18 protein-coding genes are annotated in these 16,488 nt (G+C 61.5%); 2 read left to right on the forward strand and 16 right to left on the reverse strand.

Features of this window, described 5'->3' with window-relative positions; genetic code table 11:
* Window positions 1-87: 87 nt before the first annotated feature.
* On the reverse strand, window positions 88-831 hold the full coding sequence (locus tag NUH19_RS00980) for an amino acid ABC transporter ATP-binding protein (RefSeq protein ID WP_262314692.1): 744 nt from the start codon (window positions 829-831) through the stop codon (window positions 88-90).
* A 213-nt stretch (window positions 832-1,044) separates the two neighbouring features.
* Between NUH19_RS00980 and NUH19_RS00985 the strand changes: the two genes are divergently transcribed.
* Window positions 1,045-1,182: an SPJ_0845 family protein gene (locus NUH19_RS00985; protein ID WP_262314693.1), complete on the forward strand. Its 138-nt coding sequence runs from the start codon at window positions 1,045-1,047 to the stop codon at window positions 1,180-1,182.
* A gap of 47 nt (window positions 1,183-1,229) precedes the next feature.
* Here NUH19_RS00985 and NUH19_RS00990 read toward each other — a convergent pair whose 3' ends face one another.
* The 3 genes from NUH19_RS00990 to clpX all read right to left on the reverse strand — a co-directional run bounded on the left by NUH19_RS00990 (window position 1,230) and on the right by clpX (window position 3,508).
* The gene (locus NUH19_RS00990; RefSeq protein WP_262314694.1) at window positions 1,230-1,520 is read right to left on the reverse strand and encodes a nucleoside triphosphate pyrophosphohydrolase family protein; all 291 of its coding nucleotides are present in this window, start codon (window positions 1,518-1,520) and stop codon (window positions 1,230-1,232) included.
* Window positions 1,521-1,532: 12 nt separating this feature from the next.
* Window positions 1,533-2,132, reverse strand: a complete 600-nt coding sequence (gene yihA, locus NUH19_RS00995; RefSeq protein ID WP_262314695.1) for a ribosome biogenesis GTP-binding protein YihA/YsxC — start codon at window positions 2,130-2,132, stop codon at window positions 1,533-1,535.
* Window positions 2,133-2,251: 119 nt separating this feature from the next.
* Window positions 2,252-3,508: an ATP-dependent Clp protease ATP-binding subunit ClpX gene (gene clpX, locus NUH19_RS01000; protein WP_262314696.1), complete on the reverse strand. Its 1,257-nt coding sequence runs from the start codon at window positions 3,506-3,508 to the stop codon at window positions 2,252-2,254.
* Between the two features lie 228 nt (window positions 3,509-3,736).
* Here clpX and NUH19_RS01005 point away from each other — a divergent pair, with 228 nt between their 5' ends.
* A complete protein-coding gene (locus NUH19_RS01005) occupies window positions 3,737-3,868 on the forward strand; it encodes a hypothetical protein (protein ID WP_262314697.1) in 132 nt (43 codons plus the stop codon).
* 584 nt (window positions 3,869-4,452) lie between these two features.
* Here NUH19_RS01005 and tig read toward each other — a convergent pair.
* From tig to NUH19_RS01065, 12 genes are all read right to left on the reverse strand, one after another.
* The gene (tig, locus tag NUH19_RS01010; RefSeq protein WP_262314698.1) at window positions 4,453-5,772 is read right to left on the reverse strand and encodes a trigger factor; all 1,320 of its coding nucleotides are present in this window, start codon (window positions 5,770-5,772) and stop codon (window positions 4,453-4,455) included.
* Between the two features lie 129 nt (window positions 5,773-5,901).
* Window positions 5,902-6,690: a tryptophan synthase subunit alpha gene (gene trpA, locus NUH19_RS01015; protein WP_262314699.1), complete on the reverse strand. Its 789-nt coding sequence runs from the start codon at window positions 6,688-6,690 to the stop codon at window positions 5,902-5,904.
* Window positions 6,683-7,876: a tryptophan synthase subunit beta gene (trpB, locus tag NUH19_RS01020; protein ID WP_262314700.1), complete on the reverse strand. Its 1,194-nt coding sequence runs from the start codon at window positions 7,874-7,876 to the stop codon at window positions 6,683-6,685. The genes trpA and trpB overlap by 8 nt, the downstream gene beginning before the upstream one ends.
* Before the next feature lie 13 nt (window positions 7,877-7,889).
* Window positions 7,890-8,462, reverse strand: coding sequence for a phosphoribosylanthranilate isomerase (locus tag NUH19_RS01025; RefSeq protein WP_262314701.1), 573 nt, complete (start codon window positions 8,460-8,462; stop codon window positions 7,890-7,892).
* Window positions 8,462-9,244: an indole-3-glycerol phosphate synthase TrpC gene (gene trpC, locus NUH19_RS01030; RefSeq protein WP_262314702.1), complete on the reverse strand. Its 783-nt coding sequence runs from the start codon at window positions 9,242-9,244 to the stop codon at window positions 8,462-8,464. The genes NUH19_RS01025 and trpC overlap by 1 nt, the downstream gene beginning before the upstream one ends.
* Entirely contained in the window at window positions 9,241-10,263 is a 1,023-nt protein-coding gene (gene trpD, locus NUH19_RS01035; RefSeq protein ID WP_262314703.1) for an anthranilate phosphoribosyltransferase, read from the reverse strand. Before trpD ends, trpC begins: the two co-directional genes overlap by 4 nt.
* Before the next feature lie 491 nt (window positions 10,264-10,754).
* Window positions 10,755-11,642 (reverse strand): DUF4767 domain-containing protein, encoded by an 888-nt coding sequence (locus tag NUH19_RS01040; protein WP_262314704.1) that lies wholly within the window; start codon window positions 11,640-11,642, stop codon window positions 10,755-10,757.
* 283 nt (window positions 11,643-11,925) lie between these two features.
* Window positions 11,926-12,348 carry a methylglyoxal synthase gene (gene mgsA / locus NUH19_RS01045; protein ID WP_262314705.1) on the reverse strand — a complete coding sequence of 141 codons (423 nt, stop codon included), beginning with the start codon at window positions 12,346-12,348 and terminating at the stop codon, window positions 11,926-11,928.
* Window positions 12,349-12,434: 86 nt separating this feature from the next.
* Complete coding sequence (locus NUH19_RS01050) at window positions 12,435-13,127, reverse strand: class A sortase (protein WP_262314706.1); 693 nt, start codon at window positions 13,125-13,127, stop codon at window positions 12,435-12,437.
* A 78-nt stretch (window positions 13,128-13,205) separates the two neighbouring features.
* On the reverse strand, window positions 13,206-14,051 hold the full coding sequence (locus NUH19_RS01055; RefSeq protein ID WP_262314707.1) for a hypothetical protein: 846 nt from the start codon (window positions 14,049-14,051) through the stop codon (window positions 13,206-13,208).
* Window positions 14,048-14,791, reverse strand: coding sequence for a gamma-glutamyl-gamma-aminobutyrate hydrolase family protein (locus tag NUH19_RS01060; protein ID WP_262314708.1), 744 nt, complete (start codon window positions 14,789-14,791; stop codon window positions 14,048-14,050). Before NUH19_RS01060 ends, NUH19_RS01055 begins: the two co-directional genes overlap by 4 nt.
* A 160-nt stretch (window positions 14,792-14,951) precedes the next feature.
* Window positions 14,952-16,394 carry a 6-phospho-beta-glucosidase gene (locus tag NUH19_RS01065; RefSeq protein ID WP_262314709.1) on the reverse strand — a complete coding sequence of 481 codons (1,443 nt, stop codon included), beginning with the start codon at window positions 16,392-16,394 and terminating at the stop codon, window positions 14,952-14,954.
* Between the last annotated feature and the right edge of the window lie 94 nt (window positions 16,395-16,488).

Genomic DNA, 16,488 nt, shown 5'->3' on the forward strand with positions numbered 1-16,488 from the left:
TGCCGAAAAAAGCCGCAGTCGCGGCTTTTTTTGCGTCTGCGGGCGCAAAAAGCCCCCGCAGCCATCGCTGCAGGGGCGCCTACTCGCTTACTGGGCCAGCACCTTGCTCAAGAAGTCTTGGGTCCGCGCCTCCTTGGGTGCGGTGAAAATCTGCTCCGGGGTGCCTTTTTCGGCGATCACGCCTTGGTCCATGAACCAGACCTGATCGGCCACCTCACGGGCAAAGCCCATTTCGTGGGTGACCACCACCATCGTCATGCCGGACTTGGCCAGGTCCTGCATGACCTTGAGCACCTCGCCGACCATTTCGGGGTCAAGCGCCGAGGTCGGCTCGTCGAACAGCATGACATCGGGTGCCATCGCCAAGGCCCGGGCGATGGCCACCCGCTGCATTTGACCGCCGGACAGGCTGGCCGGGTAGGCATCCGCCTTGTCGGCCAGGCCGACTTGATCCAGCAGCGCGTTGGCCTTGGCGGTGGCCGCCGCCTCGGTTTCGGCCTTGACCTTCATCGGCGCCAACTTGATGTTCTCAAGCACCGTCATGTTCGGGAACAGGTTGAACTGCTGGAATACCATACCCATTTTCTCCCGCACCGAGTCCAGCTGCTTTTCGCCCAGCCCCACCAGGTTCGTGCCTTCGAAGGTGATGCTGCCGCTGGTCGGCTGGTTCAGCAGGTTCAGGCTTCGCAGGAAGGTCGACTTACCGCCGCCGGACGCGCCGATCACGACGATCACGTCCCCTTGGTTGATGGTTTCGGAAATATCGTTCAACACCACGTTGTCACCGAACTTCTTGACGAGGTGGTCGATCTGAATTAATGGCTTGCTCATGCTTAACTTCCTTTCGCGGGACCGCTGCCGGTCCGGGTCACGCGCCGCTGCCAAGGCTTTTGGGTGCAACGCCTGCGTGTTATCTTGATTAGATCATACGCCGTAATTTATTTTTATGCAAGTAATATGCAAATCTTTTTTGCGGTGGTCGCGCTAGCCAGGCGCCGGGCAGCATGCTATAATGCGGTCAGAACCTGCAAAGGAGTGGCGCTCATGGCATTAAAGGTGAATACAAAGACCGACTGGGGCGAAATGTTCGACAAGTTCGCCACCGTCCCGGCCGAGGAGAAAAAGGCCGGCCCCGATCCCAAAAAGGCGGAGAAGACCGCCAAGGAAAAACCAAAGAAGTGACCGCAAAAAATGGCTGCCGCCCCGCGTGGGGTGACAGCCATTTTTTGCTACAGTTTCGCGTTCGGGTACTTGGCCTTGAGCGTCTCCAGGTTCGCGCTGGCCACCTCGTCGAAGGGAATGTCTGCCCACAGCGCAATCTGCGACAGGTACCACAAAACGTCGCCGAGGTTGGCCTTCAGCTCGTCTTTGTCCAAATCGTAACCCTGGAAGGTGTACTTCTTGACCAAATCGACGACCTTGCCGCCGTCCGAGGCCAACCCCAGAGTCAGGTTGGTCAACACGTGCTCGTTGCCGGCCAGCGTCTTGTTGGCCTTGGTTTGATAATCATTCAGCTCCACAATCGTCCTCCATCAATCCCCAGCGGGCAGTCCCGCGGTGTGTTCCAGCCACGCCCAAACAGCATCCTTACCTTCACCAGTTTCGGCGGAAAACAGCACCAGCTGGTCGGTTTGGTTCAGGTCAAGCGTTGCTTCAATCTGGTGAATCGTCTGGGCTCGCCGGGCCCGACTGGTTTTGTCCACCTTAGTGCCAACCACCAGCACCGGCTGGTTGAAGTACTTGAGGTACTGGTACATGCTGACATCGTCTTCGCTTGGCACGTGCCGCGCATCGACCAGCAGCACCGCACCGCGCAACGGCTTGCGCGTGGTCAGGTACTCCTCGATCATCGCCGCAAACTTCGCCCGGGCGGCCTTGGAGACCTTGGCGTAGCCGTAGCCCGGCACATCGACGAAGTACAGCTGCGACTCGATGTCGTAGAAGTTCAGGGTCTGGGTCTTACCCGGCACACTGGAAGTTCGCGCCATCGCCTTGCGGTCGATCAGGCGGTTGATCAGGCTGGACTTGCCGACGTTGCTGCGGCCGACGAAGGTGATCTCCGGGTAGCCGGTGGCCGGGTACTGGGTCTTGCTGGCGGCGCTGATGGTTAATTCCACATGGTTCACTTTCACGGGGGTTCCCTCCTTAACTGCACCTTAGTGTAGCACACAAAAGCGACCGGCGGGACGATGAAAACCGCCGGCCGGCGCGGCATTAAAAAAGCCGCGCCAAACGCGCGGCTTCGCTACAACTAAGACGCCTTGCGCCCGTTTTCGAGCTTCATCTCCGGGACCCCGGTGCCGTCGACGGCGGCCTTGGTGACCACCGCCTTCTTGACTTCCGGCCGGCTCGGCAGGTCGAACATCAGATCCTGCATCACGGCTTCGATGATTGAGCGCAGGCCACGCGCCCCGGTGTCGCGCTCGATCGCCTTGTGGGCAATCGCGTGCAACGCGGCCGGCGTGAACTCAAGCGCCGTGTCATCCAGGCTCAAGAGCTTTTGGTACTGCTTGACCAAGGCGTTCTTCGGCTCGGTCAAAATCCGCACCAGGTCATCTTCGGTCAGCTTCTCCAGCGCGGCGATGATCGGAATGCGGCCGATGAATTCCGGGATGATCCCGAACTTCATCAGGTCTTCCGGCACAATCTGCTGCATCACGGACTTGCTTTCGTCGTAGCCCTTGGCCTCGTCGGAGTTGGCGCCAAAGCCGATGGTTTTTTCGCCCATCCGGTTCTTGACGATCTGCTCGATGCCGTCGAACGCCCCACCGACGATGAACAAAATGTTCGTCGTGTCGATCTGGATGAACTCCTGTTGCGGGTGCTTGCGGCCGCCCTGCGGTGGCACGTTGGCGATGGTGCCTTCAAGAATCTTCAAAAGCGCCTGTTGCACGCCTTCGCCCGACACATCGCGGGTGATCGAGACGTTCTCGGACTTCTTGGCAATCTTATCGATTTCGTCGATGTAGATGATGCCCTTTTCGGCCCGCTCCACGTCGTAATCCGCGTTTTGCAGCAGCTTCAGCAGGATGTTTTCGACGTCTTCACCAACGTAACCGGCCTCGGTTAAGGTCGTCGCATCGGCGATGGCGAACGGCACGTTCAAAATCCGGGCCAAGCTTTGCGCCAGGAAGGTCTTCCCGGAACCGGTCGGGCCGATCAGCGCGATGTTGGACTTTTGCAGCTCCGTGTCGCCTTCCTCGGCCACTTCCATCTGGTTGACGCGCTTGTAGTGGTTGTACACCGCCACGGCTAAGGCGCGCTTCGCGGCGTCTTGCCCGATGACGTAATCGTTCAAAATCTTCAGGATTTCGGCCGGCTTTGGCACTTCCAGCTGGCCCTGAACGGCATCTTCTTTGAATTCCTCATCGATGATCTCTTTGCACAGGTCGATACATTCATTACAAATATATACACCAGGGCCAGCAACGATCTTTTTCACCTGGTCTTGTGACTTGCCGCAAAACGAGCAGGTCACCGGGCCGGTGGTCTCAACGTTGTCAAACATGTTTCAGCACCCCTTTGTTTAGGCACGCGCCGGTTGCGACGCGTTAATTGACTTCATCCAGACTAGCATACAGCAACGGCATCTGCAAGCCCCGGGCTCGCGTCGCGCCGTGATCGCCGGCGCTCGGCCAACCGGCCGCGGCCGACTTAACCAAAGCTTACCGAAATCCCCGCAAAAACGCTAACTTTCCCCGGCATACTGAGCTTGTACCGGAAAGGATGAGTCCACATGACAATGCTCTTGATCGGCGCCGTGAGCGTCCTTGGCCTGCTGGCCGCCATGACCGTTATCGCAGGTGGTGCCACCAGGCGCCGCCAACCCGTTTTGATTCCAATCGAGCGCCGTTCCCCGCGCCGCTGACGCACCGCCTTGGCCGACCCGGCTCACCACCGGGTCGGTTTTTTGTGCTGAACGTCAAAAACCGCCACAACAACGCGTGTTGTGGCGGCCGCGCCGAAGCCAGCGGCGCGGATTTCGCCGCCGGCCTAGGCCCTTCGTGCTGATTCGTTGCGCCGGTCGAAGACTGCCGGCGGTTTGCGGCCCGTCTTCGGCCGTCTGGAACAAGCCACGCGCCGAGCCCCTCCGCAGCTACCTCGCATGCGAGTAGGAGAGCCAGTGACACTGCGCGTGGGTGGTGGTCCAACCCTGGTATTCGGGCCCGCAGGTGGGCGCCGTTACGCGAAAACACGTGTGTTGAAAGCCAGATTCGGCTTGGTATGAGCGGGGTACTGGGAATGCTTATCTCCCGGACCGTTCCCCATGGGCAGTGGACGTATCAGCGACCAAGGCCTTTGGCCGCCTCCCTGTCCTAGAATAATCATCCAAGGCCAGTGTAAGCCCTGCCATCGTGGTCGTCAATTTTTACGCTCACCCTGGCAGGGCTTTCACCGCCTCGGTCGCAACGCCACGAAAAAACCCCTGCCGCAACAGGGGTTTACGCACAATTAGTCTTCTTTGGCAGCCTTGTCTTCCTTGGCGGCTTCGACTTCCTTGGCGCTGTCGGTGATAATCTTGATGGCCTTCTTGACCCCGATGTCGTGCTTCAGCATGTCATCGGACAAGGCGCGGCGAACGGCCTTTTCGTCCATGTTGTACTCTTCGGCCAGGTCCTTGATCTCGGCGTTGACTTCGTCTTCGCTGGCGTCAAGCTTCTCCGCTGCGACGATGGCCTCAAGCACCAGGTTGGTCTTGACGCGCGTCTCGGCGTTGGCGGCGAACTGCTTCTTCAGGTCGTCTTCGGAGGTGCCGGTCAGCTGGAAGTACATCTTCGGGTCGATACCCTGCTGCTGCATGTTGCCCATGTACTGATCGTACTGGTTCTGGGTTTCGGTGTCGAGCATCGCTTGTGGCACTTCTTCGATGGTCGCGTTGTCAACCGCCTTGGCGATGGCCTGCTCCTGAATCGCGTCCTCGGCGGCCTCGACCTTCTTTTGCTGCAGGTCGGACTTGATCTTCAGCTTGAGTTCGGCCAGCGTGTCGACGTCTTCGTCAAGGTCCTTGGCAAAATCATCGTCAAGCGCAGGCAGTTCCTTGCTCTTGACTTCGTGAATCGTGGTCTTGAATTCGGCTTCCTTGCCGGCAAGGTCTTTGGCTTGGTAGTCTTCAGGGAAGGTGACCTTGACGATCACATCTTCGCCGGCCTTGTGACCGATCAGTTGGTCTTCAAAGCCCGGAATGAAGGAGTTGGAGCCCAGCTCAAGCGCGTAGTTCTTGGCGGAGCCGCCGTCGAACTCGGTGCCGTCGACGGTGCCGACGTAATCGATGGTCACGGTGTCGCCCTTTTCAGCGGCCGCGTCTTCCTTGAGCACAAGCTCTGCTTGGCCCTCACGCTTGGCCTCGAGGTCCTTGTCAACGTCGGCATCGGCCACGTCGCGGTCCTGCTTGTCGACGGTCACGCCCTTGTAGTCGCCCAGCTTAACATCAGGCTTGACGGTGACTTCGGCGGTGATCACCCAAGGCTTGCCTTCGTCCATGGATTCGATGTCGATCTTTGGCTGGTCGACTGGGTCGATCCCGGCTTCCTCAATGGCAGCTTCGTAGCTGTCCGGCAGCAAGATGTTCAGCGCGTCTTCGTAAAGCGCGGATTCGCCGTACATGCGGTCGAACACGGTGCGAGACACGTGACCCTTGCGGAAGCCCGGTACGTTCAGGTTCTTCTTGACGCGGGTGAACGCCTTGTCCAATCCTTCTTTAATTTGGTCTTGTTCGATTTCAAAGGTCAAAACACCGGTAACGGTGCCTTTCTTTTCCCATTTTGCAGCCATGCTGTACCTCCGACATAAGTTTTCGCAATTCGTATTGCATACTTTTCACAGTGTACACGAAAACCGCGGGATTGTAAATGTAACCGCGGTTTTTTTGACAAGTAAAAAGCCTTGGCAATGCGCCGGTTCCTATGCGTCGACCTCGGCCTGACGCACCGCCGCGACCATGTCGCGGGTGTAGGCCGCGATGGCGGCCGGCGCGTCGTCACCGGCCGCTGCAGCCTGGGCGACGATGGCCGAGCCGACAATCACCCCGTCGGCCAGGCCGGCCAATTCACGCGCCTGTTCCGGCGTGTGGACCCCGAAGCCGACGCAAAGCGGTGCGTCGGTCACCTGCCGCAGTGCGGCGATTAAGTCAGGCAGGTTCTGCGCGAAGCCGGCGCGTTGGCCAGTCACCCCCAGCGCCGAGACGATGTAGATGAAGCCGGTCGCATCCGTCACAAGCTTCGCCAGGCGCGAACCCGAGGTCGGGCTGACCAGCGGGATCAGGTCCAGCCCGTGCTTTTTGGTGAATGGTAGAATCTCTCCCGCCTCCTCGGCCGGCAGGTCCGGAATCACCAGCCCCGCCACGCCGAGTGCCGCGCAGCGCCTGCAAAAGGCGTCGTAGCCGTACTTGAACGGCAGGTTGGCGTAGGTCAAAAAGACCAGTGGGACCTGCGTCTGCTTGCGAATCTCGGCGACGATGTCAAATACCCCGTTGACCGTGATGCCACCGGCGAAGGCTCGCAGCCCCGCCGCCTGAATCACCGGCCCGTCGGCGATAGGGTCAGAGAACGGCACCCCCAGCTCGACGATGTCGGCGCCGGCCTCGGCCAAGGCGACGACCGAAGCCACCGTCCGTGCGGCGCTTGGGTCGCCGGCCGTGACGAACGGAATGAACGCCTTGTGGTTCTTGAATACCTCGCGTAACTTACTCATGGATTTCTTCCCCCCGGTACTTGGCAATCGATGCGACATCCTTGTCGCCGCGACCCGACAACGTGCAGATGATGCTCTGATCCGGTCGCATGGTCGGCGCCAGCTTTTGGACGTAGGCGACGGCGTGGCAGCTTTCGATGGCCGCGATGATGCCTTCCTGCTTGGCGATGAACTCAAAGGCGGCGACCGCCTCCTCATCGGTGATGCCGACGTACTCGGCGCGACCGGTGGCCTGAAGCGCCGCGTGTTCCGGACCGATGCCCGGGTAGTCCAGCCCGGCGGAGATGGAGTAGACCTTGGCAATCTGCCCCTCCTGGTTTTGGAGGAAAATGGACTTCATGCCGTGGAAAATCCCCGGGGTGCCAAGCTCCAGCGTCGCGGCGGTTTTGCCGCTTGCAACCCCTTGCCCCGCTGCCTCGACGCCGTACAGGCGAACGCTTGGGTCGTCCAGGTAGGCCGCAAAACTCCCAATCGCGTTGGAACCGCCGCCGACGCAGGCGACAATGGCGTCCGGCAGCTTGCCGGCCACGGTCTGGTACTGCGCCTTGGATTCCTTGGAAATCACCGACTGGAACTCGTGAACCATCGCCGGGTACGGGGCCGGGCCCATCGCCGAACCGATGACGTAAAACGTATCGTCTGGATGTGCGGCCCAGTCCTGCAACGCCGCGTTGACCGCGTCCTTGAGCAGGCCTTGGCCGGAGGTGACGGCGTTGACCTTGGCCCCGAGCAGCCGCATGCGGTACACATTGAGCTGCTGGCGCTCGGTGTCCTCCTTACCCATGAAGACCTCGCATTCCATGCCGAACAGCGCGGCGATGGTCGCCGTCGCCACCCCGTGCTGACCGGCCCCGGTTTCGGCAATCAGGCGCGTTTTGCCCAGCCGCCGGGCCAAAAGCACCTGGCCGATCACGTTGTTGATCTTGTGGGCGCCGGTGTGGTTGAGGTCCTCGCGCTTCAAGTAGATTTTAGCGCCGCCAAGCGTCTCGGTCATCCGCTTGGCGTAGTACAAAAGCGACGGCCGGTTGGCGTATTCGTTCAAAAGCCGGTGGAACTCGGCCTGAAACTCGGGATCCTGCTTGGCCGCCTCGAAGGCCGTCGTCAGCTGATCAAGCGCCGTCATCAGGGTTTCCGGGACGTACTGGCCCCCGAATTCGCCGAAGCGATTATCAATAGTCTGTGTCATCTTAGTCTTCCTTTCATTTAACCTCACGCGCCGCCGCCACGAACGCGGCGACTAGCGCCGGGTCCTTGCCCCCTGCCCGCTCCAGCCGGCTGGAGGCATCCACCACGGCCGGATTGGCCAGGCGAATCGCCGCGGCGACATTGTCGGCCGCCAGTCCTCCAGCTAGCATCAGCGGCCGGTTCGTCGCTGGCAGGGCCTGCCAATCCAACGCCTGCCCTGACCCGTCGCCGGCATCGCACAAGGCGTAATCCGCCGGCGTCTCAGGCGCCGCGGCGGTCACTCGGGCCATCACCAAAAACCCTTGGCGCTGCAGCGTCACCACCGCGGCGGCGCCGCAAGGGCGATGGAGCTGCACCGCGGCCACGACGCCACGCAGGCCGGCAATCAACTGGGAATCCGGGGACAACAGCACCGCCACCGGCACAATGCCTGGCGCCAGCTGGGCTGCCAGTACCCGGCACTGGGCCACCGTGACGCGATGGCGGCCCGGCGCCAGCACGAAGCCGGCGTAATCCGGCCGAGCGGCGTTGACCGCGGCCACATCGGCGGCGGTCATCAGGCCGCACACCTTCACCTGCACCGACATCACCGCACCGCCTCCCTGAAGGCGGCGATGGTGGCACCACGGTCTGAAGCCCTCATCAAGGTCTCGCCGATCAAGGCGCCGTTGAGGCCGGCCCGGCGCAGCCGCGCCAGCTGGGCCGGCGTTTGAATCCCGCTTTCGGCCAGCACCGCCACGCCGCTGGGCACCAGCGGCCGCAGCCGGATGCAGGTGGCCAGGTCGACCGTGAAGGTGGTCAAGTCGCGGTTGTTAATGCCGATCAGCCGTGGGTGAAGCGCCAGGGCCCGCGCGATTTCAGATTCGTTGTGGCATTCGATCAGCACTTCCAGCCCCAGACGCTCGGCGTAGGCCGCGTACTCGGCCAACTGGACGTCGCTGAGAATCGCCACGATCAAGAGCACCAGCCGGGCCCCCGCAACCTTGGCCTCGTCAATCATGTAGCGGTCGATGACGAAATCCTTGCGCAGCACCGGGGTGGTGACCGCCTGCGTCACGGCCTTGAGAATCGCAAGCGAGCCGTGGAAGTAATCCGGTTCGGTCAGGCAGCTGATCGCGTCGACTCCGGCCGCCGCGTAGTCTTGGGCAATGCGCAGGTAGGGAAAATCGCCGGCAATCACCCCTTTGGACGGCGAGGCCTGCTTGATTTCGGCTATCAGGCCGAAGTGATCGGCCAAGGCGGCGGTGAAGCCGGGCGTCGCCTTGGCCGGCAGCGCCTGGGCGGCTTGGGCGAGCTCCACCGGAGGCACCAGCGCCTGGTGGTTGACCAGGCGCCGCCTTGTTGCGGCCACTAAATCATCGAGAATCATGCGATCACCTGCTTTGAATTGGCGGCCAAGACGTCATTCAACCGCTGCTGAGCGGCGCCACTGGCCAGTGTGGCCTGGGCCAGGGCGATGCCGGCGGCCAGGCTGGCACTGCGGTGGGCCAAAAACAGGGCGACGCCGGCGTTCATCACCACGGCGTCACGCTGCGCCGCGGTCGCGCGGTTGGCCAAAACGGCCCGTGTGATCGTCGCGTTTTGCGCCGGGGTGCCACCGGTCAAAGCAGCCGGGGTGGCCAAAGCGAGGCCGTAATCCCGCGGATCGATCACCGCCGGCGTCAGCTTGCCGTGGTCGATCATCACGGCTTGCGTCGGTCCGGTCACGGTCACCTCGTCCAGCCCGTCTTGGCCGTGGACCACGGCGCCTGAGGTCACGCCCAGCTGAACCAAGGCTTGGGCCATGGGCCCAAGCAGCGCCTCTTTGTAGACCCCGAGCAACACGGTACTTGGCTTGGCGGGATTGCTCAGCGGCCCAATCAGGTTGAAGATTGTGGGGAAGCCAAGCGCCTTGCGCGTCGGCCCGACGAAGCGCATCGCGCGGTGGTACTGCTGGGCAAAAAGAAAGCACAGGTCGTATCGCGCCAGCAGGCTCGCGCTTTGAGCCGGGGTGGCCTGGATATCGTACCCCAAGGCCTCCAAGACATCGGCGGCCCCGCTCTTGGAGCTGGCGGCGCGATTGCCGTGTTTAGCCACCTTGACGCCGGACGCGGCAATCACGAACAGGCTGGTGGTCGAGATGTTGAAGGTGTTGTGGTGGTCGCCACCGGTGCCGACGATTTCAAGGACCGGACCTGCCGGGGTGAAGGCCAGCGCGTTGTCTCGCATCGAGGCCGCCGCCCCGGCAATCTCCATCGGCGTCGGGCCCTTGGCCGCCATCGCCGTGAGGTAGCTGGCAATCAACTGCGGGTCGACTTGCCCCTGCATCAGCTCGTCATGGGTGGCCTTCGTCTGTTCAAAGCTCAGGTTGTGGTGAGCCAGTAATGCCGTAATTGTGTCGTTAATCATCGTTTGCTCCTTGGTGCCGCTGCACCTTGCCAAGTTCCCGCCGCCGACTGCCGGGCGTCGCCATCGCTTGCCTACCATTGTTCTCACCGCCTTCTCAGATTGATTGCAAAAAAATTCCGCCCCCGACCAGTCTTCACGACTGATCAAGGACGGAATTTCTCCGCGGTGCCACCTCAATTGGCAAGTACCTAGGTACTCGCCCGCTTTGCGAAGGGCCAACACCCTCCCGGCAACTGACGTGTGTCGAAACGTCCACCCTGACTGGCCCGAAGACGCCCGCGGGAGCCAATGGCTGGTCGCGGTAATCCAGGTTTTTGGGGTGACCCTCAGTGGTCCATTTAACTGCCTGCGTTCGGCGACACTCTCAGCATCGGTCGCTCTCTTTACGGGCACAACAGTTGTTATCTCCACTTCAACGGTTTGAGACGAAATGTTCGATTGCCTAGAATATAGTCCGATTCTCATCGGCCGTCAATACTTTTCTCATAATTTTAACGGTCGAGGGCGATTGTGTACCCGCTCAGCTGGCTCAGCGGCCGCGAATCGCTCGCCGTACTGAACCTGGCCTCGATGCGAACCCGACCCGAAGCCAGGGGCGTCAGGCGGTACAGCAGGCGATCGTGAAGGCCATCCAGGCAGGCCACCGTCAGCGAGCCGTCTGGTTGCGTCACGTTCAGGTGGTAGGGTCCCCCGCTCGTGTTCACAATGCGCTCCGTGTTCCACTGAATCGGGGTCTTGGTTGGGGCGAACTCGACGCTGGCCCGTTGCAAAATTGCCGTGGCGGCGTGAATGTCTTTGATCGGCGCCACCGGGGCGTCCGGCACCGCGGTCGTCCCCGACCGCCAGATGTCCTTGAACGCCTTGGTCAATGCGGCGTCGGCCGGCGGGGTGAAAACCGTCGTGCCGGCCGCGTTGCTTCGCTCCTGCTTGGTCGCCAAAACCTGTGGCTGACCGGCACGAATGGTGAAGAGCAGCAGCTGGCTTTGGCCCAGCACCGCGTTGCTGTCGTTGCAATAAGCCGCCAGCAGCGTGTAGTCGGCGGTCGCCTGGTTGCCCTTGACCCAGGCCACCTTGATGGACGCACCGGGCTTGCGCCAGGCAATCAGGTTGCCGTCAATCAGCGCGTTGGGCATATCCGCGGCGTCACTGTAATAGGTCCCGTTTTGGGCCTGGGTGTAGCGGTGGTAGACGAATCCTTGCTGATTGCCCCAAGCCGTGACGAACCGGGTCAGTTCCTTGGCCTTGGTCGCGTTCCAGGCCAGCCGCTTGACGCTCGCCTGGCCCGAGGCCGCCTCGGTGCCTTGCTGAGGCCTTGGGCTGCAGGCGGCCAGGCTCAACAGCGCCGCGCCTGTGACCAGCACTCGCCAGATTTTCAACATGTGTGACCCTCCGTTTCTGAGCTCGATTGTAGCAAAGCCGGCGGCAACACTCAATCGCGTCGCGCATTCAGTCCCGATAAGATAACGCCGATGGCTAGCGTCTTGAAGGGTCACAAGCAGATTTGCCAAAGCATATTTACAAAACCTGACGCAAAAATAACAGGGCCAACGTGTAGTATGACATTAGGGACATCCCCCAAATGTTCCCAAACTGACTGTAACACCGCACGTTTCCCCAAAACGTGTTTCCCTGGTCGCCCCCCCAAGGCGACCTTTTTTGCGTTCAGTAGGCCTCGTGCTTCGTGGTGTCGCCGGTCACCAGGGTGCGAAAGTTGACGAACCCCGCGTCCAACCCCCGCAACAGGACCTCGGCCGCCCCCAGGTTGGTGGCCAACGGCACCGCGTAAACATCGGCGAGGCGAATCAGCGCGTTGACGTCCGGCTCGTGCGGCTGGGCCGTCAGCGGATCGCGCAAAAAGATAACCAAGTCCAGCGCGTTTTGAGCAATCAAGGCGCCGATTTCCTGGTCGCCACCCAGCGGTCCGGAGTGAAAGCAGGTCACCTCAAGACCGGTGGCCTCCGCCACGATGCGGCCGGTGTGGCCCGTCCCATAGAGCCGATGGCCGGCCAGAATCTCGCGGTAAGCCGTCACTAGCCGCTTCATCTCGGGTTTCTTCTCGTCGTGGGCAATCAGTGCAATGCGCATCGAATCATCTCCTTTGGGACCAGCATACCGTAAGCGCAACCAGCCGCGCAAGCATCAAAAAACCGGCGCCCAAGCGCCGGTTGCGGTCAGTCCTCAAACATCTTGAGGTTGGTCTTTGTGACCTTGGTTTTCTTGACGAACTCGCCGCGAACAATCACGCGGTCGTGCCGGCTCTTGGTCGCAATCTCGCAGGTAACCAAAGTGATCAGCCTCTTGCCCGGCACATCATCGACCCACTGCACCTGAGACATGTCCACCAACACCTTCTTGGTCACCCGGTACTCGAACACGTGCTTGAGGTCGGTCAGGTAAATTTTGTCGCCCTTCTTGGCGTAATCCAGCGCCGAGAACAGCAGGCCATTCCAGGTGATGTCGTGGCCGGCCAGCGCGTAATTACCCTTGCCCATCACGTCGTTGGCCTTCATCGTGGCCGCGCCGACGGACATGTTGTCGTTGTCGAGCCCCTTGAGAATCGGCAGCTTCAGCTTCACCGCCGGGTAGGCCATCAGCCCGATGGAGTCCTTGCTGGCCATGGTGGCGCTGGCCACCGTTTTAAGGTCGAGCGCCGAAACACTGTCGAAGTCGAAATTGGCCTTCTTTTTTTGATTCTGCTCTATGGACTTGCGTGACACCGACTTGAGTGTCGAGGTCGACATCTCCTTGACCACGAACATCTTGATCTGTTCGTTGAACACCATTGCAAGGCCTAACAATAGGCCCAGCGTCAGCAAAACGCGCAAGGTCCAGACTTTGGCGCGGCTGTGCTTTTTCTTTGCCACAACTTTCCCTCCTGTCCGATTCGTTTGTGTCATTGTACAACGTCTGCGACTCAAGGACAAGCCGGCACCACCTGACCGCTACCCGCGACTCATGTAAACGGTCAGCGTCGCCTTCCCATAGGCAAAGCTGACGGTCACACCGTTGCTCACAATCGGCTTGGGCGACTGGTTGGCGGCGTGTGCCTTGGCCGCCGCCGCAAGCCCCGCGCTGACCGCGCTGCTCTTGGCCCCCACCGCCGTGGTCAAAAGACCCAGCTGGGTGCCAAAAGCGCCGGTACCCATGCTGGTTTCAAGCGTGTTGAGCTTGACGACAGTGGTCAGACTCAGTAGCTGACCATCATCGACGCTCGCCGTCACCTTACCGCCGGCCGTTGCGGTTACCACCTTCTGGCCCGTGACCGCAGTCGGCAACTGGTGGGATTTTGCGGCCTTCTTAGCCGCCGCGGCAATGGCGCTGGCTGCGGCCTGATCGCGGTCGAATGCGGCCTGTTGCGCCGCCGACCGGGTGGTTTTGAGCTTAGCCGCCTTGGCCGCGGCCGTGAGCTTGGCGCGTTCATCCTGGCTGAGGTACGTCCCCCACAGCGCCTGGTTGTAGCTGGTCGCCACCGCGCGGTAAGGCCCAAGCGCCGTCGCGGCCGGCACCTTCACCTGCTTGATCTGGCTGCCGGCCACCAGCCGCAGTGTTCGCGCGACCACCGCCTGGGGCAGGCGGATGGTGAAACGCCCGGCAGCGACCTTGACCGTTCCCTTGACCTCAGGACTCGAATAGCGCACGTATGCGTACCCTTTGGCGGTACCGCCAATCATCACGCTGGTGCCGCCGGCCACGGTGCTTGCGGGTTGCACGGTCAGCGTCTTCGCCTGCCGGCAGCCGGCCAGCCCGAGCGTCAAGGCCAGTAAGGCGACCCACTTGCCCCCCTTCATCGGCTTGTCTCCGCTCGCGCAATCAAGTCCTTAAACAGCGTCAGCTGCTCGGGATGGGCTCGCCACATGTTCTCGGGGTGCCACTGCACCGCCAAGAAGCGGTCGTTGGCCACCGATTCCACCGCCTCGATCACACCGTCTTGGGCGTGGGCTACCACTCGCAGCCCCGTCGGCAGCGTTCGCACCGCTTGGTGGTGGCGCGAATTGACGAAACCGGCGGTCCCGACCAGCGCCGCCAAGCGACTGGCGGGCGCGATCGTCACGTGGTGGGTCGGATTGGCCCCCGGGGCGGCCTGCGCGTGGCGTAGGCGGTAGTCTGGGTCTTGCGTTGCAAGGTCTTGGTAAAGCGTTCCGCCAAGGGCGACACAGGCCACCTGCAGGCCGCGACAAACACCCAAAAGCGGCTTACCGGCAGCCAGTGTGGCCCGAATCAGCGGGATTTCAAAGGCGTCGCGCAAGCGGTCGGTGGCGCCAATGGCCGCCACCGGCTCCTCACCGTAATAGGTGGGATCCACATCCGGGCCGCCGGGCAGAATCAGCCCGTCAATATGCGGGAGGTAGGCCTCGGCCAGCGCCGCGGCGGCAACTTCGCTGGCCGGCCGGGGCAAAATGATTGGCAGGCCGCCGGCGGCCACCACGGCCTCGACCAGCGGTGCCGGTGCGTACGGGGCAAGGCGTTGATTGAGCGTCGGCGCGGCGTCATCCAAGGCGTCGGCGACCACAGCGATAAGAGGTAACATCGACTCACCTGATTTCACAATTGAAGTGGCTTCAATATAGCACGTGCCACGCTAAGAGACAACTTTGGGGGTGTATCCCCTAACGCAAAAAAGCGCGGCGGCCGCCGCGCTTCTTCGGGTGCGTATTCGAGGTGCTGACGCTGGCGCGAACCTGCGTCAATTAGCCCAGATCCGCTCCGTTGCTGGCGATGACGCGCTGGTACCACGCGAAGGAATCCTTGCGGCTGCGTGCCAGGGTGCCGACGCCGGCGTCGTTTTTGTCGACGTAGATGAAGCCGTAGCGCTTGTCCATCTGGCCGGTTCCCGCCGAAACCAGGTCGATACAACCCCAAGGCATGTAGCCCCAAAGCTTAACGCCGTCTTCAGCCACCGCCTGAATCATCTGCTCGATGTGAGCCTTGAGGTAAGCGATGCGGTACGGATCGTGAATCGCGCCGTCCGCTTCGACCTTGTCGTAGGCGCCAAAGCCGTTTTCGACAATCATCAACGGCAGGCGGTAGCGTTCCGCTAGCCAGTTGAGGCTGTAACGCAGCCCCACCGGATCGATCGGCCAGCCCCAATCCGAGGTCTTGAGGAACGGATTGGCCACCGCGGCGTTCTCCCCGTTGAAGTCGTAATGCGGATTGCTTTCCTGCCAGGCCACGGTCCCGGAGGCGTAGTAAGAAAAGCCGACGTAATCCACCTTGCCAGCGGCCAAGGCCGCCCGGTCGGCAGCCGTGATGTCCGGCCGCATGCTGGTGCGAGCGAAGAAGGCCTCCATGTAATCCGGGTAGGCGCCGAACACGTGAACGTCGCTCCACCAGAAGCGCTTTTGCATCGCCTTGTCGGCCATCAGGATGTCTTCCGGCTTAGCGCTTGCCGGATATTGCGGCGTGAAGTTGACCATGCAACCGATTTCGAAGTTCGGATTAATCGCATGCCCCGCCGCCACGGCTTCGGCCGAGGCCACCAGCTCGTAGTGGCTGGCCTGATACATCGCCGCCTCCTTCTCCTTGAGGCTGGTGCCTGCCGGGAAAAGCAGGCCGGAGTTGGTGGCCACCGCGAACTCGTTTTGGTAGCTGCACTGGTTGTTGATCTCGTTGAAGGTCATCCAGTAACGCACCGAATCCTTGTAGCGGGTGAAGCAGACCTTGGCGAACCGCACGAACAAGTCGATCAGCCGCCGGTCGCGCCACCCACCGTACTCGGTCACCAGGTGGTAAGGCATCTCGAAGTGCGACAACGTGATGACGGGTTCGATGCCGTACTTGTGACACTCTGCGAACACGTCATCGTAAAACTGCAGCCCCGCCTCATTAGGCGTCGCCTCGTCGCCGTTCGGGAAGATCCGCGTCCAGGCAATCGAGGTGCGAAAGGCCTTGAAGCCCATCTCCGCAAACAGCGCGATGTCTTCCTTGTAGTGGTGGTAAAAGTCAATCGCGGTGTGATTGGGGTAGTTCTTGCCCGGCAGCACCCCGGCCGTAATCTCACGCGGCACCCCGTTGGCCCCCGCGGTCATCACATCGGCAATAGACACGCCCTTGCCGCCTTCCTGCCAGCCGCCTTCCAGCTGATGCGCCGCCACCGCGCCGCCCCACAGAAAATCATCAGGTAATTGAGCCATGCTGAACCCTCCATTCTCGTATTTGCCCCTTCACTTTAGCATGTTCGGTCAACGTGGCCAATCGTCTGGCCACCGATTGGCCACAATGTTCAGT

Origin of the sequence: Lacticaseibacillus parakribbianus (assembly GCF_025490915.1) — a bacterium.
GTDB classification, from domain to species: domain Bacteria; phylum Bacillota; class Bacilli; order Lactobacillales; family Lactobacillaceae; genus Lacticaseibacillus; species Lacticaseibacillus parakribbianus.

Coding starts and splice junctions, on each gene's coding strand:
- NUH19_RS00980 (WP_262314692.1), bottom strand. CDS start 831: ATGAGCAAGCCATTAATTCAGATCGACCACCTCGTCAAGAAGTTCGGT.
- NUH19_RS01065 (WP_262314709.1), bottom strand. CDS start 16,394: ATGGCTCAATTACCTGATGATTTTCTGTGGGGCGGCGCGGTGGCGGCG.
- NUH19_RS01060 (WP_262314708.1), bottom strand. CDS start 14,791: ATGTTACCTCTTATCGCTGTGGTCGCCGACGCCTTGGATGACGCCGCG.
- NUH19_RS01040 (WP_262314704.1), bottom strand. CDS start 11,642: ATGTTGAAAATCTGGCGAGTGCTGGTCACAGGCGCGGCGCTGTTGAGC.
- NUH19_RS01055 (WP_262314707.1), bottom strand. CDS start 14,051: ATGAAGGGGGGCAAGTGGGTCGCCTTACTGGCCTTGACGCTCGGGCTG.
- trpA (WP_262314699.1), bottom strand. CDS start 6,690: ATGAGTAAGTTACGCGAGGTATTCAAGAACCACAAGGCGTTCATTCCG.
- NUH19_RS01025 (WP_262314701.1), bottom strand. CDS start 8,462: ATGTCGGTGCAGGTGAAGGTGTGCGGCCTGATGACCGCCGCCGATGTG.
- trpD (WP_262314703.1), bottom strand. CDS start 10,263: ATGATTAACGACACAATTACGGCATTACTGGCTCACCACAACCTGAGC.
- trpB (WP_262314700.1), bottom strand. CDS start 7,876: ATGACACAGACTATTGATAATCGCTTCGGCGAATTCGGGGGCCAGTAC.
- clpX (WP_262314696.1), bottom strand. CDS start 3,508: ATGTTTGACAACGTTGAGACCACCGGCCCGGTGACCTGCTCGTTTTGC.
- trpC (WP_262314702.1), bottom strand. CDS start 9,244: ATGATTCTCGATGATTTAGTGGCCGCAACAAGGCGGCGCCTGGTCAAC.
- NUH19_RS00985 (WP_262314693.1), top strand. CDS start 1,045: ATGGCATTAAAGGTGAATACAAAGACCGACTGGGGCGAAATGTTCGAC.
- NUH19_RS01005 (WP_262314697.1), top strand. CDS start 3,737: ATGACAATGCTCTTGATCGGCGCCGTGAGCGTCCTTGGCCTGCTGGCC.
- tig (WP_262314698.1), bottom strand. CDS start 5,772: ATGGCTGCAAAATGGGAAAAGAAAGGCACCGTTACCGGTGTTTTGACC.
- mgsA (WP_262314705.1), bottom strand. CDS start 12,348: ATGCGCATTGCACTGATTGCCCACGACGAGAAGAAACCCGAGATGAAG.